This is a genomic window from Streptomyces kanamyceticus, assembly GCF_008704495.1.
In the GTDB taxonomy this organism is placed as follows: domain Bacteria; phylum Actinomycetota; class Actinomycetes; order Streptomycetales; family Streptomycetaceae; genus Streptomyces; species Streptomyces kanamyceticus.
Window position 1 is genome coordinate 8,788,435 of record NZ_CP023699.1, and the last position, 17,344, is coordinate 8,805,778.

Here is a 17,344-nt window from a genome sequence, read left to right on the forward strand (position 1 = left end):
GGAGTCGATGTGTGTGCAGTCAACACCTACTTGCCAGTAGATGAGTGATGATCGATCATTTGTGGTCGAGCCCTACGCGGGCGAGGCCGCCGGGGCCGCGTAGTTCAGGACGTGCAACTGCACGAGCCGCCCCACGTACGGATCCTGCCGCCGGAACGCCTCGACGATCGCCTCGTGGTCGCAGGCGTTCTCGTGCGGCTCGGTGCGCAGCCACTTCAGTGAGAGACGGGTCCACAACTCGATGGCGAGGGACTCCCAGTTGCGCAGCAGCACCTGGTTTCCCGCGGCCCGGACGATCTCGCGGTGGAACGCCACGCCGTGGTGGATCTGCCCGTCGACGTCGTTCGCCTCGGCCAGCTCCCGCAGCCTGCCCAGATGGTGCGCGAGCACGGTCACGTCGCCGCCCATCCGGTGCACCGCGAGCTCGGCCGCGAGTCTCTCCAGGGCGGCCCGCACGGGGTAGACCTCGGTGAGCTGGCCCGGCGTCAGCTCCTTGACGCGCATGCCCTTGTTGGGGATCGACTCGACCAGCTGCATGGCCTGCAGGTCGCGCAGCGCCTCGCGGATCGGGGTCTGGCTGACGCCGAGCTCCAGGCCGATGCGCCGCTCCACGATCCGGTCGCCGGGCTGCCAGCGCCCTTCGAGCAGCCCTTCGAGGACGAAGTTCCTGACCTGGTCGCTGAGCGGGACGCGGGCCACGGGGGCGGGTACGGAGGGGATGCGGGGTGGTACGTCGGCGGTCATCTGCGCTCTCCGGGGCCGTAATGAGTGATGATCGATCATCGCTGGCTCCCACCGTACCCGGCCACGGCGCCGAACGGCAGGGGCGGCGGGCGTCCAAGGGCAGCGGGCGTCAGGGGCGACGGGCGTCAGGGGCGACGGGCGTCAGGCCGGGCGGCGCGATCGGCGGTTCGCCGCAAGCGTCGCGGTGCGCGCCCGCTGGGCGATCTCGTCGAGCGGCACGGCCGGACTGTAGACCGTCAGCGCCGCCTGCCGTTTGTCCAGGAGCAGGGTGTCCGGTGCCGGTGCGGTCTCGCCGTCGTACGCGAGGGCGGCCACCTGGTCGAGGCCGCTGAGCCTGAGCTGTTCGACCCGCTCCGCCTGGAAGACGTGGGAGCGCCGCAGCGCCCCGCCGAGCGCGGAAAGGGCGACCCGGGTGCGGGCCAGCGGCGCCCGCGCGTCGACCGTGCGGATGTCGAGCAGCCCGTCGTCCATGCGGGGCCGGTGCGTGGGCGAGAGGCCGTCGGGGAGGTACTGGCCGTTGCCCGCGAAGAGCAGCCACAGGACGCGGTCGTGGCCGTCGATCCTGATCCGCAGCGGCTCGGCCGTGCGCAGCACCTCCACGAACGACACGGCCGCCGCGGGCCACTTGCCGATGCGGCCCTCCAACTTCTCGCGCTTGCGCACCAGTTCCGGATAGAGGCCGATGCTGAAGGTGTTGACGAACCCGGTGACCTCGGCGCCGCCGCCGTCGCGCACCCGGGCCAGATCGACGCGGACGGCCTCGCCGCGCCGGACCGCGTACGCGGTGTCCTCGAAGGTCGGCGTGCCCGCGTCCAGGGCGAAGTGGTTCAAGGTGCCACCGGGGAACACCGCGAGGGGCAGCCCGGCGGCCGCGGCCCGCAGCGCCGCGGCGTTCACCGTGCCGTCGCCGCCGCAGACGCCGAGGGCACCGGCCGCGTCGGCGGCCCGCGCCACCGCCTCGTCCAGGACGTCGCCGAGGTCGTCCCCGGGCCCGTGCTCCAGGATCTCGGCCCGGGGCAGCAGCAGCTCCAGGTGCTCGCGCGCGGGAAGGCGCCCCGGAACGCCCTTGCCCGAACCGGAGTTGACGACCACGACCAGGCCTTCGCCGTCATCGAGCGCGGGCGCCGTCACGCGGGTCCGCCGGATCTGCGCGGGCGAGGGGCGCGGCGGCCACCAGTAGCAGCTGACCGCGGCGGCGGCCGCGCCGAGCGCGCACCCCGCGAGCACGTCGCCGGGGTAGTGGACCCCCACGTACACGCGGGAGAAGGCCACGGCCGCGGCGACCGGCGCCAGCAGCGCGCCGTACCGGGGCGCTTCCAGGGCCACCCCCGTGGCGAACGCCGCGGCGGAGGCCGCGTGGCCCGAGGGGAACGACGACGTCCACGGCGCCCTCGCCAGGCGCCGCATCGCGGGAACCGCGTCCACGACGGGGCGACGGCGACGTACGGCGTACTTGGCCACGGCGTTCGTCGTCAGCGAAGCCAGCGCGAGCGCGCCGACACCGCGCCGCGCGGCACGCCGGGCCGCGGGACCGCCCGCCACGGCGAGCACCGCCGCGGCGCCGCACCACAGGCGCCCGTGGTTCGCCGCCGCGCTCAGCGGCGGCAGCACCTGCTCCGCACCGGGCAGCCGCGCCGCCGCCACCCGTTCGAACCACCGCCGGTCGATGCTGCCGATCCTTCCCGTCATGACCTCACTCGAACAGGGCGGCGGGGCAGTGGCCCGCGATGCACGCCCGAACGGGTCACGTCCCCCCATTGGCGGCGGAGCGGAGCGCCCTGCAGCCTTGGGGTGGCACCCCCGACCGGACGGAGCACGCCGCCATGACGCCGAGCCGCCCCCTGGACGTACAGGTCAAGCGCGTCTACGACCCCGCGTCGCCCGACGACGGCACCCGCGTCCTGATCGACAGGCTCTGGCCGCGCGGCGTCTCCAAGGAGCGCGCGGGGCTCGACGCGTGGGAGAAGGAACTGGCGCCTTCGACCGAGCTGCGCCACTGGTACGACCACGATCCCGACCGCTACGAGGAGTTCGCCGAGCGCTACCGGCACGAGCTCACGGACCCGGCGCGGACCACGGAACTCGACCGGCTGCGCGGAGTCGCCCGCGCGGGCCGCCTCACCCTCCTCACGGCCACGAAGGATCTGCCGCACGGACATGCGCGCGTCCTCGTCGACGTGGTGAAGCGGGGCAGGGGGTAGAACCCCAGAAACTTCAGAAGGCCCAGGAACCCCAGGAACGGAACCCCAGGAACCCCAGGAGGTACACACCGTGCTCGTTGATCTCTCCGGCAAGACAGCGCTCGTGACCGGATCGACCCAGGGGATCGGCGCCGCGATCGCCGCGGGCCTGGCGCGGGCGGGTGCCCGGGTGGCGGTCAACGGGCGCTCCAAGGACTCCGTGGAAGCTGCCGTCGACCGCCTCGGGGTTCGAGTGCGGCGGCGCCGAGTTCGTCGCGGCGCCGGGCGACATCTCCGCCGACGAGGGTGCCGCGCGGGTCTTCGACGCCGTGCCGAGCGCGGACATCCTCGTCAACAACCTCGGTGTCTTCGGCGCCGAGCCCGCCCTGGACATCACCGACGCGGAGTGGCGTCGCTACTTCGAGATGAACGTCCTGACCGCGGTGCGGATGATCCGGCACTATCTGCCGGGCATGAAGGACCGGTCCTGGGGGCGGATCCAGAACATCGCCAGCGACTCGGCGTTCGTCACGCCCGCCGAGATGATCCACTACGGCATGTCGAAGACCGCGCTGCTCGCGGTCTCGCGGGGCTTCGCCAAGGAGGCGGCGGGCTCCGGCGTCACCGTCAACTCCGTGATCGCGGGGCCGACGCACACCGGCGGCGTGGAGGACTTCGTCTACGAACTGGTCGACCGCGCCCTGCCGTGGGAGGAGGCGCAGCGGGAGTTCATGACCAAGCACCGTCCCCAGTCGCTGATCCAGCGGCTCATCGAGCCCGAGGAGATCGCGCACATGGTCGTCTACCTCAGCTCGCCGCTGGCGTCCGCGACGACGGGCGGGGCGGTGCGGGTCGACGGCGGGTATGTGGACTCGATCGCTCCCTAGGCAAGGGCGCGCGGCGGGCCCGGTTTGCCGAAGTGGCAACGATCGTCGCCCTCCACGCGAGGGCCGTCCGATGCTCGGGGGGCACCGGCCGCCTCAGCATCCCCAGGAGGATCCATGTCCCCGACGTCGCCCACCGCGCAGGACCGTACGCACCGTCTGGTCCCCTCGCCCGCGGGCCGGATCCATCTGGTCGAGCAGGGCACCGGGCCGCTCGTCCTGCTGGTGCACGGCTTCCCGGAGTCCTGGTACTCCTGGCGCCACCAGCTGCCGGCCCTCGCCGCCGCCGGATACCGCGCGGTCGCCGTCGACCAGCGCGGCTACGGACGGTCGTCGAGGCCGACGGAGACCGCCGCGTACCGGATGCTCGACCTCGTCGACGACCACGTCGCCGTGGTGCGCGCGCTCGGTGAGAAGAGCGCGGTGATCGTGGGGCACGACTGGGGTGCCACCGTCGCCGCGCACTCCGCGCTGCTCAGGCCGGACGTGTTCCGCGCGGCCGGGCTCCTCAGCGTCCCCTACACGCCGCCGGGCGGCCCGCGGCCGAGCGACCTCTTCGCGGGGATGGGCGGGGACGAGGAGTTCTACGTCTCGTACTTCCAGGAGCCCGGCCGCGCCGAGGCCGAGATCGAACCCGACGTGCGGGGCTGGCTCGCCGGTTTCTACGCCGCGCTGTCCGCAGACACGATGCCGGGCCCCGGCGCGCCCGACCCGCACTTCGTGAGCCGCGGCGCCCTCCTGCGCGACCGGTTCCCCGCGGGGAACCTGCCCGGCTGGCTCGGCGAGCGCGAACTCGACGTCTACGCGGGGGAGTTCGAGCGGACCGGCCTGACCGGCGCGCTCAACCGCTACCGGAACATGGACAGGGACTGGGCGGACCTCGCCGACTTCGCGGGCGCCCCGCTCACCCAGCCCTCGCTGTTCGTGGGCGGCGGCCTCGACGCCTCCACTATCTGGCTGGCCGACGCGATCAAGGCGTTCCCCGACACGCTGCCCGGGCTGCGCGCCTCGCACGTCCTCGACGGCTGCGGGCACTGGGTCCAGCAGGAGCGGCCCGCCGAGGTCAACCGCATCCTGACCGACTGGCTCGCCGCCCTGCCCGCCTGACGTCAAGTGCTGTCAGAGGCTGTCAGGGGCGCGCGAACGGCGTGTCCCAGTGCGGGTGCGTGATGACCTCCCGCGACAGGTCGCTGAGCTTCATCCGGTGCGCGCGGGCGTGCCTGCGCAGCAGGTCGAAGGCGTCGTCGACGGTGCAGTCGAGGCGTTCGGCGAGGATTCCCTTGGCCTGCTCGATCACCACGCGGCTGGACAGGGCGGTCTGGAGCTGTTCGCGGTGGGTCCGCACGTTGCGCAGTTCGGTGCGGTGCGCCAGGCCGATGGCCGCGGCCTGGGCGAGCAACTGCCCCCACTGGGCGTCCGACGGGCACAGCGAGCGGTGCTGGTGGTAGAGGTCGAGGCACCCGGTGAAGTGGCCGCGGTGGCTGATGGGCAGGGCCGTGACCGCGGTGATTCCGGCGTCCAGGGCGTGCTGGGTGAACGCGGGCCAGCGCACCCGGCTCTGCGGATGGACCATGGGGATGTCGTTGAGCGCCCGGTGGGTGCGCGCGGCATCGCGGCAGGGGCCCTCCGACAACTCTTGTTGCACGCGCTCCAGCTGCTCCGCGACCACGTCGGAGGCCGCGGAGCAACTGGCGCCGCCGGGCGGTGCCACGATGCTGCAGCTGGCCGCGTCGACGCCGGGCACGGCGGCCGCGCTCCTGGCCAGCCGCTCCAGGACGCGTTCGTCCTCCTCGTCGTCCCCCGAGCCGCCGATCAGCGCGAGCAGGGCCGCGGCGGCCGAGGGGTCCTGCGGGGGCAGAGGCATGTCCGATTCCCTCACGTGAACTCTGTCGCTCGACGGCCGCCGTGGCCGGGCGGAACGCCCGCGTCGGTTCGATCGCGTCGGTCCGACCGGTACCGGACGGCCACTTCCCGCCGGACGCCTGCCCATTCCCTCCGGCCAGCACACCGGCGAAGCGGTGGCAGCGGGAGTGCGGGCGTGGAGGGGCTGTGAAGACGTGGCGCCCGCAACCACTTTCCGGCGTGCGAGGATCCCTTTCGCGGTGCACAGGGGTTCTCGGTGCGCACAGGTTGTCCACACCGGGCGGCCGCTGGAGCCGGAAGACGCTGGAAGGTGACGATGTACGCCATATCCCTGGGTGACGACGGCGCGGAGCTGTGCCCGCTGGAACCGTGGCAGGCGGCGGAGTTCCTGGCGCACATGGACCGGGGCCGGGAGTTCATCGGGCGGCACAACGGCCTGCCCGACGTCGTCACCGACCTCGATTCGAGCCGCGCCTACCTCCAGGCGTACGCGGACAAGACCGCGGCCGACACCGGCCGCCTGTTCGGGATCAGGGCCGAAGGCACGCTGGTCGGCGCGGTGCTCCTCCGGACGCTCGACGTCGCCCAGGGCACCGCGGAGGCGGGCTGCTGGCTGGAGCCGTCGGCGGCGGGCAGGGGCCTGGTGACGCGCGCGGTGCGCGCGGTCATCGACTGGGCCGTCGAGGAACGGGCCGTCCACCGCGTGGACTGGTGGGTCTCGTCGGACAACGAGCCGAGCATCGCCGTGGCCCGCAGGCTGGGCATGACGAAGGAGGGCGTGCTCCGCCAGTCCTACCTGTACCGCGGCGAGCGCCACGACGAGGAGATCTGGTCGGTGCTCGCACCGGAGTGGCGGGCGGCGCGACGGGACCGCGGCTGAGGCCCGGCGCGACGGGGGCGTCGGCGCGGGCAGAGTGTCGGTGCGGGCGGGGCGGTGGTGCGGGCGGGGCGTCGGCGTGGGCAGGGTCGCGGTGCGGGCAGGGTCGCGGTGCGGGCGGGGCGTCGGCGTCGGCAGGGTCGCGGTGCGGGCAGGGTCGCGGTGCGGGCGGGGTGTCGGCGTCGGCAGGGTCGCGGTGCGGGCAAGGCGTAGGCGTAGGCGTCACCCCTCCTACGGCGTCCGCCCCTTCGCCCCCCGCTCCGCATCCGCCCCGGCGATCCGCAGCACGCCGCCCGTCGCCGGCTCGCGGCCGTGCCGCATCGCCGTGGCGACCAGGAGGCCCGTGAACGCCACCGCGGAGGCGATGCCGAGGGCCAGGGCGTAACCCGTCTCGGCGTACAGGATGCGGTCCTCGTCGGAGTCGTCCACGACGTACTGGGCGAGGACCGCGCCGAGGACGGTCACGCCCGTCGCCTGGCCCAGGTTGTTGGCGACGCCCATCAGGCCCGCGCCGACCGCCGTGCGGTCGGCGGGGACGGCCTCCACGACGAGGTTGGAGGCGCCGACGAAGAAGCAGCCGAAGCCCGCGCCCATGAAGAACGCGGCGAGCAGGAGCTGCCAGAGGGCGGTGTGCAGCAGGGCCAGGGTGAGGGTGGTGGCGGTGAGTCCGGCGAGGGCGGCCATGAGGGTGTACCGGGGTCCTCGCCGCCGGGCGAGCAGTCCGCCGAGCGGGCCGCACGCCGCGCCTATCAACCCCTGCGGCACGAGGAACACCGCGGCGCCGAGCACGCTCATGCCGAATCCGTAGCCGAGTGACGCGGGCGTCTGCACCAGCATCGGCATCGCGAAGGCCGTACCGCCGATCGCGAACGCCCCCGAGAACGTGGCGAGCAGCGTCCAGCGCAGCGCTGGCCCGGCGAGCAGCCGCAGGTCGATCAGCGGTTCGGGTGCGCGCAGTTCACGTCGTACGAATCCCAGGAGCAGCAGCAGCGAACAGCCGAGCGCGGCGAACGTGGCCGCCGAGGCCCAGCCCCAGGCGGCACCCTGGCCGACGAGGAGCAGCAGGCCGCCCGCGCCCGTGCCGAGCAGCAGACCGCCGGGTACGTCGATGCGGCGCCGCTCCTCGCGCGGCCGCCGCACCGGTGACTCGGGCAGGGCGCGCGCGAACCACGGCGTGAGCACCGCGACGTAGGCGAGCGCGAACCAGAACACCGCCCGGTACCCGAAGGCCTGCCCGAGCGCACCGCCGGTCAGCGGGCCGACGATGGCGCTCAGGCCGATCCCGGTGGTGACGGCGCCGAGCGCGACCGGCACGACCCGGGCCGGGAAGATGTCGCGGATCAGGCCGTACGCGGCGGGGGCCATCGCCAGGCAGGTGCCCTGGACGGCGCGGCCGGCCAGGAACACGGGGTAGGAGGGCGCGAGCGCGCAGATCAGCGAGCCCGCGGCGAAGGCCCCTGCGGCGTACAGGATCATCCGCTTCTTCCCGACCACATCGGCGACCCTGCCGAGCAACGGCTGCGCCACCACCCCCGTCAGACTCACCACGGTCAGCGTCCAGCCGATCGACGCGGTGTCGAAGGCGTCGGACAGGAGCGGCAACACCGGGTAGATCAAGGTGAGTTCGAGCGCGGTGACCTCGGTGAGGAGGACGAGCGGGGCAAGCAGCAGGGCGTACGAGGCGGGGGAGCGCTCGTCGGACAGCGGGACGGAGCGTGCGGGATCGGAGGGCATGGCCTGTGTCGCACCACCGCTCGGTCGGTCTCCGGTGAGCTCAACTCGCTTGCGCGTTGGACGAGGTCACTGTTTAACGCAGTTGCGTTGAAGGGGCAAGAGTCGCACACTGACCGACGTGGACGAACCAAGGACCACTCCCGCGGCCACCCGGATCCGGCTGATCGAGACCGCCGAACGGCTCTTCGCCGAGCGCGGCGTCCACGCGGTGTCGCTGCGCGAGATCGCCGCGGCGGCGGGACAGCGCAACACCTCGGCCGTCGCCTACCACTTCGGCGACAAGCGCGGCCTGGTCACCGCCGTGTACGCGCATCGGCTCGGGCCGACCAACGAGGGGCAGCTGCGCCGCATCGCCGCACTCGACGAGCAGGGCATCGGCAAGGAACTCCGGCCCCTGGTCGAGGTGTTCGTGCACCCCATGGCCGAGCGGATCACCCGCGCGGCAGCCGACCCGGACGCGCCGCCCAGCCACTTCCTCCGCTTCGTCGCACAGGCCCTGTACGTCGAGGGCATCGCCCCGCACGACCTGGCCGCGGAGACCTGGACGCGTGCCCTGCACCAGCTGCGCCCGCGCATCGACGCCTGCCTCGGCGAACTCCCCGCCCCGATCCGCGCCGACCGGTGGCGCGTCTTCGTCGGCCTCACCCTGCACACCCTCGCCGACCACGAACGGGCCCTGCAGTCCGGCGCGGCCGCACCGGGGCGCCGCACGGACCTCCTCGTCGCGGGCCTCGTCGACGCGGCCGTCGCCGTGCTCACCGCCCCCGTCTCGCCCGCGACCGGCGCACTGCTCGCACGGCAGGCCCCCGTGGCCGCCGCGCGCGACCCCCGTCCCCCGGATCCAGGAGGCACCGCGGATGACTGACACCCGACCGTACGCGGAGCCCCGCCCCGCGCCCGGCGCCCCCGACGTCGTCGTCATCGTCCTCGACGACCTCGGCTTCGCCCAACTCGGCTGCTACGGCTCCGACATGGTCACGCCCCACCTGAACCGCCTGGCCGCCGAAGGGCTGCGCTTCAACCGCTTCCATGTCACCGCGATGTGCTCCCCGACCCGCGCCGCCCTGCTCACGGGACGCAACCACCACGCGGTCGGCATGGGCTTCCTCGTCGACCTGCCGATCGCCCACCCCGGCTACACCGCGCGCCTGCCGAGGTCCGCCGCGCCACTGCCCCGGCTGCTGCGCGACGCGGGCCACTCCACGCTCGCCGTCGGCAAATGGCACCTCACGCCACGCTGGGAGCGCACCGCGTCGGGCCCCTTCGACCGCTGGCCGCTCGGCTACGGCTTCGAGCGCTTCTACGGCTTCCTCCAGGGCGACACCAACCACTACGCGCCGAACCTGGTGAGCGACAACCACTACACCGAGCCGCCCGCCGGTCCCGAGGACGGCTACCACCTCAGCGAGGACCTCGCGGACCGCGCGATCCGCATGATCCTCGACCAGCGCCAGGCCACCCCCGACAAGCCGTACTTCCTCTACCTCCCGCTCGGCGCGACACACGCCCCGCACCACGTGCCCCGCACCTGGAGCGACGCCTACCGGGGCCGCTTCGACCAGGGCTGGGAGCGCTGGCGCGAGGAGACCTTCGCCCGCCAGCGCGAGCTCGGCGTCGTCCCCGGCGACACCACCCTCACCGCGCGCCCGCCCTGGATCCAGGACTGGCGCGGCCTCGACGGCGACGAACGGCGCGTCTTCGCCCGCATGCAGGAGGTGTTCGCCGGGTTCCTCACCCACACCGACGCCCAGATCGGGCGCCTCCTGGACTTCCTGCGCCGCACGGGCCGCCTCGACGACACCCTCGTCCTCGTCCTCTCCGACAACGGCGCGAGCGCGGAGGGCGGCGCGCTCGGCACCCTCAACGAGCACCGTTTCACGGCCCGTTCGGGGGACAGCGCGGCCCGCAACCTCGCCGCGCTCGACGACTGGGGCGGCCCCGCGACCTATCCGCACTACGCCTGGGGCTGGGCCTGGGCGGGCAACACCCCGCTGCGGCTGTGGAAGCGCTACACCTGGCTCGGCGGCACCCGCGCCCCGCTGATCGCCCACTGGCCGCGCCGGATCCGCGACGTGGGCGCCATCCGCACCGGGTTCACGCATGTGGTCGACCTGATGCCGACCATCCTCGACGCGTGCGGAGTTCCGGCCCCCGACGAGGTGGACGGCGTGCCCCAGCAGCCGGTCGACGGTCGCAGCCTGCTGCCCCTCATCGACGACGCGGATGCCCAACGCCCTTTCCCCACCCAGTACTTCGAGATGCTGGGCTCGCGCTCGATCGTGCACGGCGACTGGAAGGCCACCACGGACCACGTGTCCCGGGGCGTCGCCGACGAGGAGCGACTGCTGCCCGGCAGCCGCGACTTCACCGCCGACCGCTGGTCCCTCTTCCGCCTCCCGGACGACTTCGCGGAGGCCCATGACGTCGCGGACCGGCACCCGGACGTCGTACGGAAGCTGGCCGAACTGTGGGACGCGGAGGCCCTGCGCAACGACGTGCTGCCGCTGGACGACCGCATGCAGGAGCGGCTCGGCGCGATGATCCCGCCCGCCTGGCCGCCGAAGGCCCGTGCCCGCTACCTCCCCGGCGGCTCACCCGTGCACGACGAGGCGCTGCCGCTGCTCTTCGCCGGATTCACGCTCACCGCCGACGCGGAGGTCCCCGAGGGCGGTCCCGCGGCCGGGGTGCTGTGCGCGCTCGGGGACCTCAACGGCGGATTCGTCCTGTACGCGCACGAGGGCCGCCTCGCCTTCAGCTGCTCGCGGGCCGGGGACCTGGACCGGGTCGTGGCGTTCCGGCCGCTGCCCGCGGGCAGGCACGGGATGGGCGTGCGGTTCGACGCGCCGGGGCCCGAACAGCGCTCCGCGCATGGGTCGTTCACCCTCTTCGTGGACGGCGTGGATGTCGCGGCGGTGCCGCTCGGCGGGGCGTTCCCGTACGCCTTCCAGCACGGCGGCGCGGGTCTGCGCGTCGGTCACGACCGGGGCCTCGCGGTGGACACGGCGGCCTACCGCCCGCCGTACCCGTGGCGCGGAACGCTGCACGAGGTGGTCATCGACACGGGCGCCGCGGGGGCGGCGGGCGCGGCGCGGCGGACCGTCGAGGACGAGGTGCGCGACGCCCTGCACAGCGACTGAGCGCCGCCCGCGCGAAGGGCCCTCAGGAGGAGTCGTCGGGGGAGCGGCCGCGGAGCAGCGCGGAGAGCAGCACCGCCGTCAGCGTCCCCGCGACCACCCCGCTGCCGAGCACCGTCCCCACCCAGTCGGGGAAACCGTCGTACAGACCGGGGGAGAGCAGCGGCAGGAGACCGGCCGCCAGGGCGAGCGCCGCCACCATCGATCCTGTGCCCTGTCCGGGCCCTTGGCCCAGGTCCGCGCGGCGCAGCATCTCCACGCCGAGGATTGCGATCACCGCGTACACGACGAGCGAGGAGCCGCCGACGACCGCCGCGGGGATGCCCGCGACCGCCCGCGACACGGGGGCCAGGAGCCCGGTCACGACGAGCAGCGCGCCCGCGCCCGCCGTCACGAACCGGCTGCGCACCCCGGTGAGCCTGCCGATGCCGATGTTCTCCGCGCTGGTCACCATCAGCGAGGTGCCGAAGACGCCGCCGACGAGCGAGACGAGCGCGTCGGCCCTGGCCACGCGCGGCACGTCGCGGCCCGGATCGGGTGTGCGGCCCGCCGACTCGCTGTTGAGGACGGTCTGTCCGGTGATCTCCGCGAGCGTGGTGAGGCTGAAGAGCAGCAGCGGCAGCGCGGCGAGCGGATCGAAGTGCGGGGCGCCGTAGGGGAGGAGGGTCGGCAGGGAGAATCCGGAACCCGCCGCGGGGCGGAACTCGCCGAGGCCCGTGACCACCGCGAGCAGCGTCCCCGTCGCCATGCCGATGAGCACGGCGGTCTGCCGCCACACGCCCCGAAGCAGCACGTACGCCGTCACGGTCGCGGCCACCGTGAGACCGGCGAGGACCACGGCACGCGGCGGCGCGGGCTGCCCGCCGTTCCCCGCGATGAGCTGCGCGGCCACGCGCACCATCGCGATGCCGATGAGCAGCACCGTCACCCCCATCACCAGCGGCGGGAAGAACCGCACGACCCGCGCGTACAGCGGCAGCACGGCGAGCAGGAGCGCCGCGGCGAGCAGCACCGAACCGGTGGCCGTGGCCGCACCGTGGTCCTCGGCGATCCCCAGGAACAGCGCGGTGGCCGCGCCGCCGGGCAGCATCACGAACGGCAGTCTCGCGCCGATCCGCCACACCCCGAGCGACTGGACGAGCGCGCCCGCACCGCACAGCACGAGAACGGCGCTGAGCAGCGACGCGGTGTCGCCGGGCGAGAGGCGCAGGGCGCCCGCCGTGAGGAAGACGGTGGACACGGGCGCCGCGACCATCGCCAGGACGTGCTGTGCGGAGAGCGGCAACAGGCTCCGCAGCGGGACGCGTTCGTCCACCGGAGCCACCGCGTCGGCCTTCGTCGGCGCGTTCATGAGGCACCACCGGCACGGTCCAGCCAGGGCAGTTCGGACGCCGCGTACCGGTAGGAGCGGAAGACGGCGTTCGGCTCGGCGGGGAACAGGCCGCGCACCTCGGACTCCTGGTACCCGGCGAAGTACGGCACGACGTACTCCCAACACAGCTGTCCCTCGGCGGTCACCTCGAAGAGCCGGCCCGACGGCGAGTCGGTGATGAGCGTGTTCCCGTTGGGGAGGCGCTGCGCGCTGCCCATGAACGGCGCGAAGAAGAACTCCCGCGCCGGGTCGTGGTACTCCCACACCACCGCGCCGCTCGCCCGCTCGATCTCGATCACCCGCGAGTACGGGACGTCGTGGTGGGGCCGGAACACGCCGTTGTCGAAGACGAGGAGGTTCCCGTCGGCCAGCTCGGTCGGCGCGTGCTGTTGCGAGACCGTGCCGGGCTCGGTGCGCCACAGGACCTCACCGGTGGCCCGGCTGATGACGATCACCGCGGAGACGCTGCGCAGGCTCGCGAGGACGTTCCCGTCGGCGAGGGGCGTGACGCTGTTGATCAGCGGCCAGTGCTCACGGGCGTACGCGGGGTGCAGCGCGTAGGCGTCCCGGTCGAGGTGTTCGGCGGCGCGCCACGACCACACCGTCCGCCCCTCGGCGTCGACCTCGCGGATCGTGTCCGCCCAGACGACGCCGTCCGCCGCCTCGGAACCGGGCACGCCCCCGGCGACCGCGCCCGCGTCCGCGCCCCGCAGGGGTTCGAGCCCGGTGTACAGGATGTGGCCGTCGTCCAGGTGGTGTGCGTCGTGGTGCTGGAGCGGGTCGCGGTGCTCGCGCAGGACGGTCCCGTCGGGCGCCGCCTGGAGCATCACGCCGCCCCGGTACTTGTGCCACATGGGGAACAGCGCGTCCTCGCCGGGCAGGACGCCGTTGTACGCGAGGGTGCCGCCCGGCAGCACGCGCGCGTGCCGCCCCGGCCGGTACGGGAACGTCCACCGGTGCGCGGTGCGCCCCGCCATGTCGACGAGATGGACCTCGCCGGGACCGGTGAGCGGCGCGAAGAGCGTGTAGCCCGCGTAGGCGGTGTCCGGATCGTGCGCGATGAGCCCAGTGGCGTGTCGGCGGCGCGAGTTCTGGTCTACGGCGGGCATGGCGGGATCCCCCACGGCATCGGAGCGACGTCCATCAAAGTTTCTTTGATGACAGCGAACGACTTTGAAACTAAGGGGGGAGTGTGTCCAGCGTGTGACAGCCGTACGAAGGTGTGCGCGGAGGCGAATTAGGGTGCGGGGCATGGGTGCTGACATGGGGGCGGACGTGGACGTGAGTGTGAGTGCGGACGAGGGGGGCGGCGGCCGCGGCGACGGCGACGGAACGCCGCGCGTGGGCGGCGCCGTACGGCGGCGGCGCAGGAGCCTCGACCTCACGCTCGCCGCGGTGGCCGGGCGCAGCGGCCTCTCCGTGCCGTTCCTCAGCCAGATCGAGAACGACCGGGCCCGCCCGAGCATGCGCTCGCTCCAGCGCATCGCCGACGCCCTGGACACCACGGCCGTCCAGCTCCTCGCGGCCTCCGGCGAGCGTCGCGTGGTCGACGTCGTGCGGGCGGGCGACGCGGGCGGACTCACCCCGACCGCCGGCGTACGGCCACTGACGCGAGGTCAACACCAGCTCCACGCGCTTGAGTTCACCGGTGAGTCGGACGCGGGCCGTGAATTCCTGCACCGCAACGACGAGTTGATGTACGTCGCCGACGGCGGTGTCGAGGTGGAGGCGGCGGGGCGCGTCCACCGCCTGGGGCGCGGTGACAGCGTCCTCCTGTCCGGCGGGGTGCGGCACCGCTGGCGCGCCACGGAGGAGGGGACGCGGGTCCTCGTCGTGGCGGTGTCCGACCAGGTCGAGGTGGTGGAGGGCTGAGCGCGGCCCGCGGTCGGCGCCTGCTCCTGTCCCGTCGGGCCAAGTGTCCCACTGGGACACTTCGAGGAGTACAGTCGAAGACATGAGCACCAAGGAGAGCCGCAGGACCCGCAAGGTCCAGGAGAGCCGGGAGGCCATGGCGAGCGCCGCCGTCGACCTCGTCCTCGCCCACGGCCTCGACCGGGTCACCGTCGAGACGATCAGCGAACGCGCCGACGTCTCCCGCCGCACCTTCTCCCGGTACTTCGCCGGGAAGGAGGACGCCGTAGTCGACGCGCTCCGCGCCGACTACGCCCGGATCAACGCGGCGCTCGCCGTCCGCCCCGCCGACGAGGCCCCCCTCACGGCCTACTACCGCGCGCTGCGGAGCTGGCTGGACGACGATCCCGCCGCCTGGCACCGCGAGCCCCGCTCGGGCGACCTGCTGCGACTGCTCCACCAGGAGCCCGCGCTGCTGCCCGCCTATCTGCGGGTGCGGGACGAGGCCGAGGGCGAGTCCGTGGCGATCGTCGCGCGCCGTCTCGGCCTGGACGCCGAGCGCGATCTGCGCCCGGCGCTCGCCGTCTCGCTCGCGGTCGGGGCCTTCGGCACCGCCGTGCGGTTCTGGATCGCGCCCGGCGCGACCACCCCTCTCCCGCGGCTCATCGAATCGGCGTTCGCGGCGCTCGCCGACGAACCCGCACCCAGCACCACCGGCAAGTGAAACCAGGTACCACCATGTCCGTGTCCACAGGAACCAGCACCGACACCACCACCAGCTCCGCCGCGGTCAGCGACCCCGGGGCCGGGTTCGCGGGGAAGACCGCCCTGGTCACCGGGGCCGCCTCCGGCATCGGCCTCGAAGTGGCCCGCCGCCTCGCCGCGGCCGGCGCGTCCGTGGTCGTCGCGGACCACAACGAACAGGGCGCCAAGGACGTCACCGCGGCCCTCACCGAGGCGGGCGGCCGCGCCGCCGCCGTGCACGTCGACGTCACGGACCCGGAGTCCGTGCGCCGCGCCGTCGAGTCCGCCGTTCAGACGTTCGGCGGCCTGCACCTCGCGGTCAACAACGCCGGGATCGCCGGTGCCTCCGCCCCGACCGGCGAGTACGGCGTCGAGGACTGGCAGCGGGTCATCGACACCAACCTCAACGGCGTCTTCTACTCCCTGCGGTACGAGCTGCCGCACCTCCTCGCCTCCGGCGGCGGCGCGGTGGTCAACATGTCGTCGATCCTCGGCACCAACGGCTTCGCGGGCTCACCCGCCTACTCCGCCGCCAAGCACGCGGTCGTCGGCCTGACCAAGACCGCCGCCGTGGAGTACGCCGACCAGGGCGTCCGCGTGAACGCCGTCGGCCCCGGCTTCATCGACACCCCGCTGCTCCAGGGCGCCGAGTCCCAGCGCGCCCACCTGATCTCGCTCCACCCGCAGGGCCGCCTCGGCACCGCGGAGGAGGTCGCCGAGCTCACCCTGTTCCTGCTCTCCGACCGCGCCTCGTTCATCAACGGCAGCTACCACCTGGTCGACGGCGGCTACGCGGCACGCTGACCCGGGCACACCTGATCAGGAGTTCGAAAACCACACAGTGCACGAAACGGCAAGAGAGCACTAACAGTAAGAAAGAAGGCATCCCAGATGTCGGACCTGCCCGCCGAGATGAAGGCCGTCCAGTACCGCGGCGTCGGCGCCCACCCCGAGGTGGTCACCGTGCCGCGCCCCGAGCCCGGGCCCGGCCAGGTGCTGCTCAAGGTCACCGCCGCCGGTGTGTGCCACTCGGACATCGCCGTGATGAGCATGCCCGCCGAGGCGCTCGCCTTCCCGCTGCCGCTCACCCTCGGCCACGAGGGCGCGGGCACCGTCGCCGCGCTCGGCGACGGCGTCACCGGGTTCGCGGTCGGCGACTCCGTGGCCGTGTACGGGCCGTGGGGCTGCGGCACCTGTCTGATGTGCGCGCAGGGCAAGGAGAACTACTGCACCCGCGCCGCCGAGCTCGGCATCAGGCCGCCGGGACTCGGCGCGCCCGGCGCCATCGCCGAGTACCTGCTCGTGGACGACGCGCGCCACCTGGTCCCGCTCGGTGACCTGGACCCGGTCACCGCGGTGCCGCTCACCGACGCGGGTCTGACCCCGTACCACGCGATCAAGACCTCGCTGCCCAAGCTGACGCCCGGCAGCACCGCCGTGGTCATCGGCACGGGCGGCCTCGGGCACGTCGCCATCCAGCTCCTGCGGGCGCTCACCTCGGCGCGGGTGATCGCCCTGGACGTCACCGAGGAGAAGCTGGCCCTGGCCCGCGAGGTCGGCGCCCACGACGCGGTCCTCTCGGACGAGGCCGCGGCGGCGAAGGTCCGCGAACTGACCGGCGGGCTCGGTGCCCAGGCGGTGTTCGACTTCGTCGGCGCGCCGCCCACCGCCGCCACCGCGGCGGCCTGTGCGGCCGTGGAGGCGGACGTGGCCATCGTCGGCATCGGCGGCGGCGCCGCGTCCGTCGGCTTCGGCACGACGGCGTACGACGTCGCGGTCCGCTCCCCGTACTGGGGCAGCCGCGCGGAGCTGGTCGAGGTGCTCGACCTCGCCAGGGCGGGCGCGATCGACGTGCACGTGGAGACGTACGCCCTGGACGAGGCGCCCAAGGCGTACGAGGACCTGCACGCGGGCCGTGTCAACGGTCGCGCCGTCATCCTGCCGAACGGCTGACCGACCGG

15 protein-coding genes and 1 pseudogene are annotated in these 17,344 nt (G+C 73.6%); 10 read left to right on the forward strand and 6 right to left on the reverse strand.

All coding sequences use genetic code 11. From position 1 onward, the window contains the following. Nucleotides 1-72: 72 nt before the first annotated feature. Nucleotides 73-744: a GntR family transcriptional regulator gene (locus tag CP970_RS38175; RefSeq protein WP_055549114.1), complete on the reverse strand. Its 672-nt coding sequence runs from the start codon at nucleotides 742-744 to the stop codon at nucleotides 73-75. Nucleotides 745-885: 141 nt separating this feature from the next. After that, entirely contained in the window at nucleotides 886-2,433 is a 1,548-nt protein-coding gene (locus tag CP970_RS38180) for a bifunctional phosphatase PAP2/diacylglycerol kinase family protein (RefSeq protein ID WP_055554827.1), read from the reverse strand. A gap of 134 nt (nucleotides 2,434-2,567) precedes the next feature. Here CP970_RS38180 and CP970_RS38185 point away from each other — a divergent pair, with 134 nt between their 5' ends. The 3 genes and pseudogenes from CP970_RS38185 (at nucleotide 2,568) to CP970_RS38195 (ending at nucleotide 4,915) form a co-directional block, all read left to right on the forward strand. Next, on the forward strand, nucleotides 2,568-2,945 hold the full coding sequence (locus CP970_RS38185; RefSeq protein WP_055554829.1) for a DUF488 domain-containing protein: 378 nt from the start codon (nucleotides 2,568-2,570) through the stop codon (nucleotides 2,943-2,945). 70 nt (nucleotides 2,946-3,015) lie between these two features. After that, nucleotides 3,016-3,811: pseudogene (locus CP970_RS38190) on the forward strand (SDR family NAD(P)-dependent oxidoreductase). Nucleotides 3,812-3,925: 114 nt separating this feature from the next. Next, a complete protein-coding gene (locus CP970_RS38195) occupies nucleotides 3,926-4,915 on the forward strand; it encodes an alpha/beta fold hydrolase (protein WP_055554831.1) in 990 nt (329 codons plus the stop codon). A gap of 22 nt (nucleotides 4,916-4,937) precedes the next feature. On the opposite strand, the gene CP970_RS38200 is transcribed toward CP970_RS38195, so the two are convergent. After that, entirely contained in the window at nucleotides 4,938-5,672 is a 735-nt protein-coding gene (locus CP970_RS38200; RefSeq protein WP_055554833.1) for a GAF and ANTAR domain-containing protein, read from the reverse strand. A 315-nt stretch (nucleotides 5,673-5,987) separates the two neighbouring features. On the opposite strand from CP970_RS38200, the gene CP970_RS38205 reads away from it, so the two are divergent. Next, a complete protein-coding gene (locus tag CP970_RS38205) occupies nucleotides 5,988-6,551 on the forward strand; it encodes a GNAT family N-acetyltransferase (RefSeq protein ID WP_055554835.1) in 564 nt (187 codons plus the stop codon). A 228-nt stretch (nucleotides 6,552-6,779) separates the two neighbouring features. Here CP970_RS38205 and CP970_RS38210 read toward each other — a convergent pair whose 3' ends face one another. Then, nucleotides 6,780-8,282 carry an MFS transporter gene (locus tag CP970_RS38210; RefSeq protein ID WP_150494514.1) on the reverse strand — a complete coding sequence of 501 codons (1,503 nt, stop codon included), beginning with the start codon at nucleotides 8,280-8,282 and terminating at the stop codon, nucleotides 6,780-6,782. 118 nt (nucleotides 8,283-8,400) lie between these two features. Between CP970_RS38210 and CP970_RS38215 the strand changes: the two genes are divergently transcribed. Together CP970_RS38215 and CP970_RS38220 are read left to right on the forward strand one after the other, a co-directional pair. Continuing rightward, nucleotides 8,401-9,147 (forward strand): TetR family transcriptional regulator, encoded by a 747-nt coding sequence (locus CP970_RS38215; RefSeq protein WP_055545153.1) that lies wholly within the window; start codon nucleotides 8,401-8,403, stop codon nucleotides 9,145-9,147. Beyond that, nucleotides 9,140-11,419, forward strand: coding sequence for an arylsulfatase (locus CP970_RS38220; RefSeq protein ID WP_079043310.1), 2,280 nt, complete (start codon nucleotides 9,140-9,142; stop codon nucleotides 11,417-11,419). Before CP970_RS38215 ends, CP970_RS38220 begins: the two co-directional genes overlap by 8 nt. A gap of 22 nt (nucleotides 11,420-11,441) precedes the next feature. Here the strand turns inward: CP970_RS38220 and CP970_RS38225 are convergent, their stop codons facing one another. Continuing rightward, on the reverse strand, nucleotides 11,442-12,767 hold the full coding sequence (locus CP970_RS38225; RefSeq protein ID WP_055545154.1) for a uracil-xanthine permease family protein: 1,326 nt from the start codon (nucleotides 12,765-12,767) through the stop codon (nucleotides 11,442-11,444). After that, nucleotides 12,764-13,897, reverse strand: a complete 1,134-nt coding sequence (locus CP970_RS38230) for an aryl-sulfate sulfotransferase (RefSeq protein WP_055545155.1) — start codon at nucleotides 13,895-13,897, stop codon at nucleotides 12,764-12,766. Before CP970_RS38230 ends, CP970_RS38225 begins: the two co-directional genes overlap by 4 nt. Before the next feature lie 154 nt (nucleotides 13,898-14,051). Between CP970_RS38230 and CP970_RS38235 the strand changes: the two genes are divergently transcribed. From CP970_RS38235 to CP970_RS38250, 4 genes are all read left to right on the forward strand, one after another. Next, a complete protein-coding gene (locus CP970_RS38235) occupies nucleotides 14,052-14,660 on the forward strand; it encodes a helix-turn-helix domain-containing protein (protein ID WP_055545156.1) in 609 nt (202 codons plus the stop codon). Nucleotides 14,661-14,742: 82 nt separating this feature from the next. Continuing rightward, nucleotides 14,743-15,363 (forward strand): TetR family transcriptional regulator, encoded by a 621-nt coding sequence (locus tag CP970_RS38240; RefSeq protein WP_055545157.1) that lies wholly within the window; start codon nucleotides 14,743-14,745, stop codon nucleotides 15,361-15,363. A 14-nt stretch (nucleotides 15,364-15,377) separates the two neighbouring features. Continuing rightward, entirely contained in the window at nucleotides 15,378-16,187 is an 810-nt protein-coding gene (locus CP970_RS38245) for an SDR family NAD(P)-dependent oxidoreductase (protein ID WP_079043311.1), read from the forward strand. A 108-nt stretch (nucleotides 16,188-16,295) separates the two neighbouring features. Continuing rightward, nucleotides 16,296-17,336: an NAD(P)-dependent alcohol dehydrogenase gene (locus tag CP970_RS38250; RefSeq protein ID WP_055545169.1), complete on the forward strand. Its 1,041-nt coding sequence runs from the start codon at nucleotides 16,296-16,298 to the stop codon at nucleotides 17,334-17,336. Nucleotides 17,337-17,344: the final 8 nt, after the last annotated feature.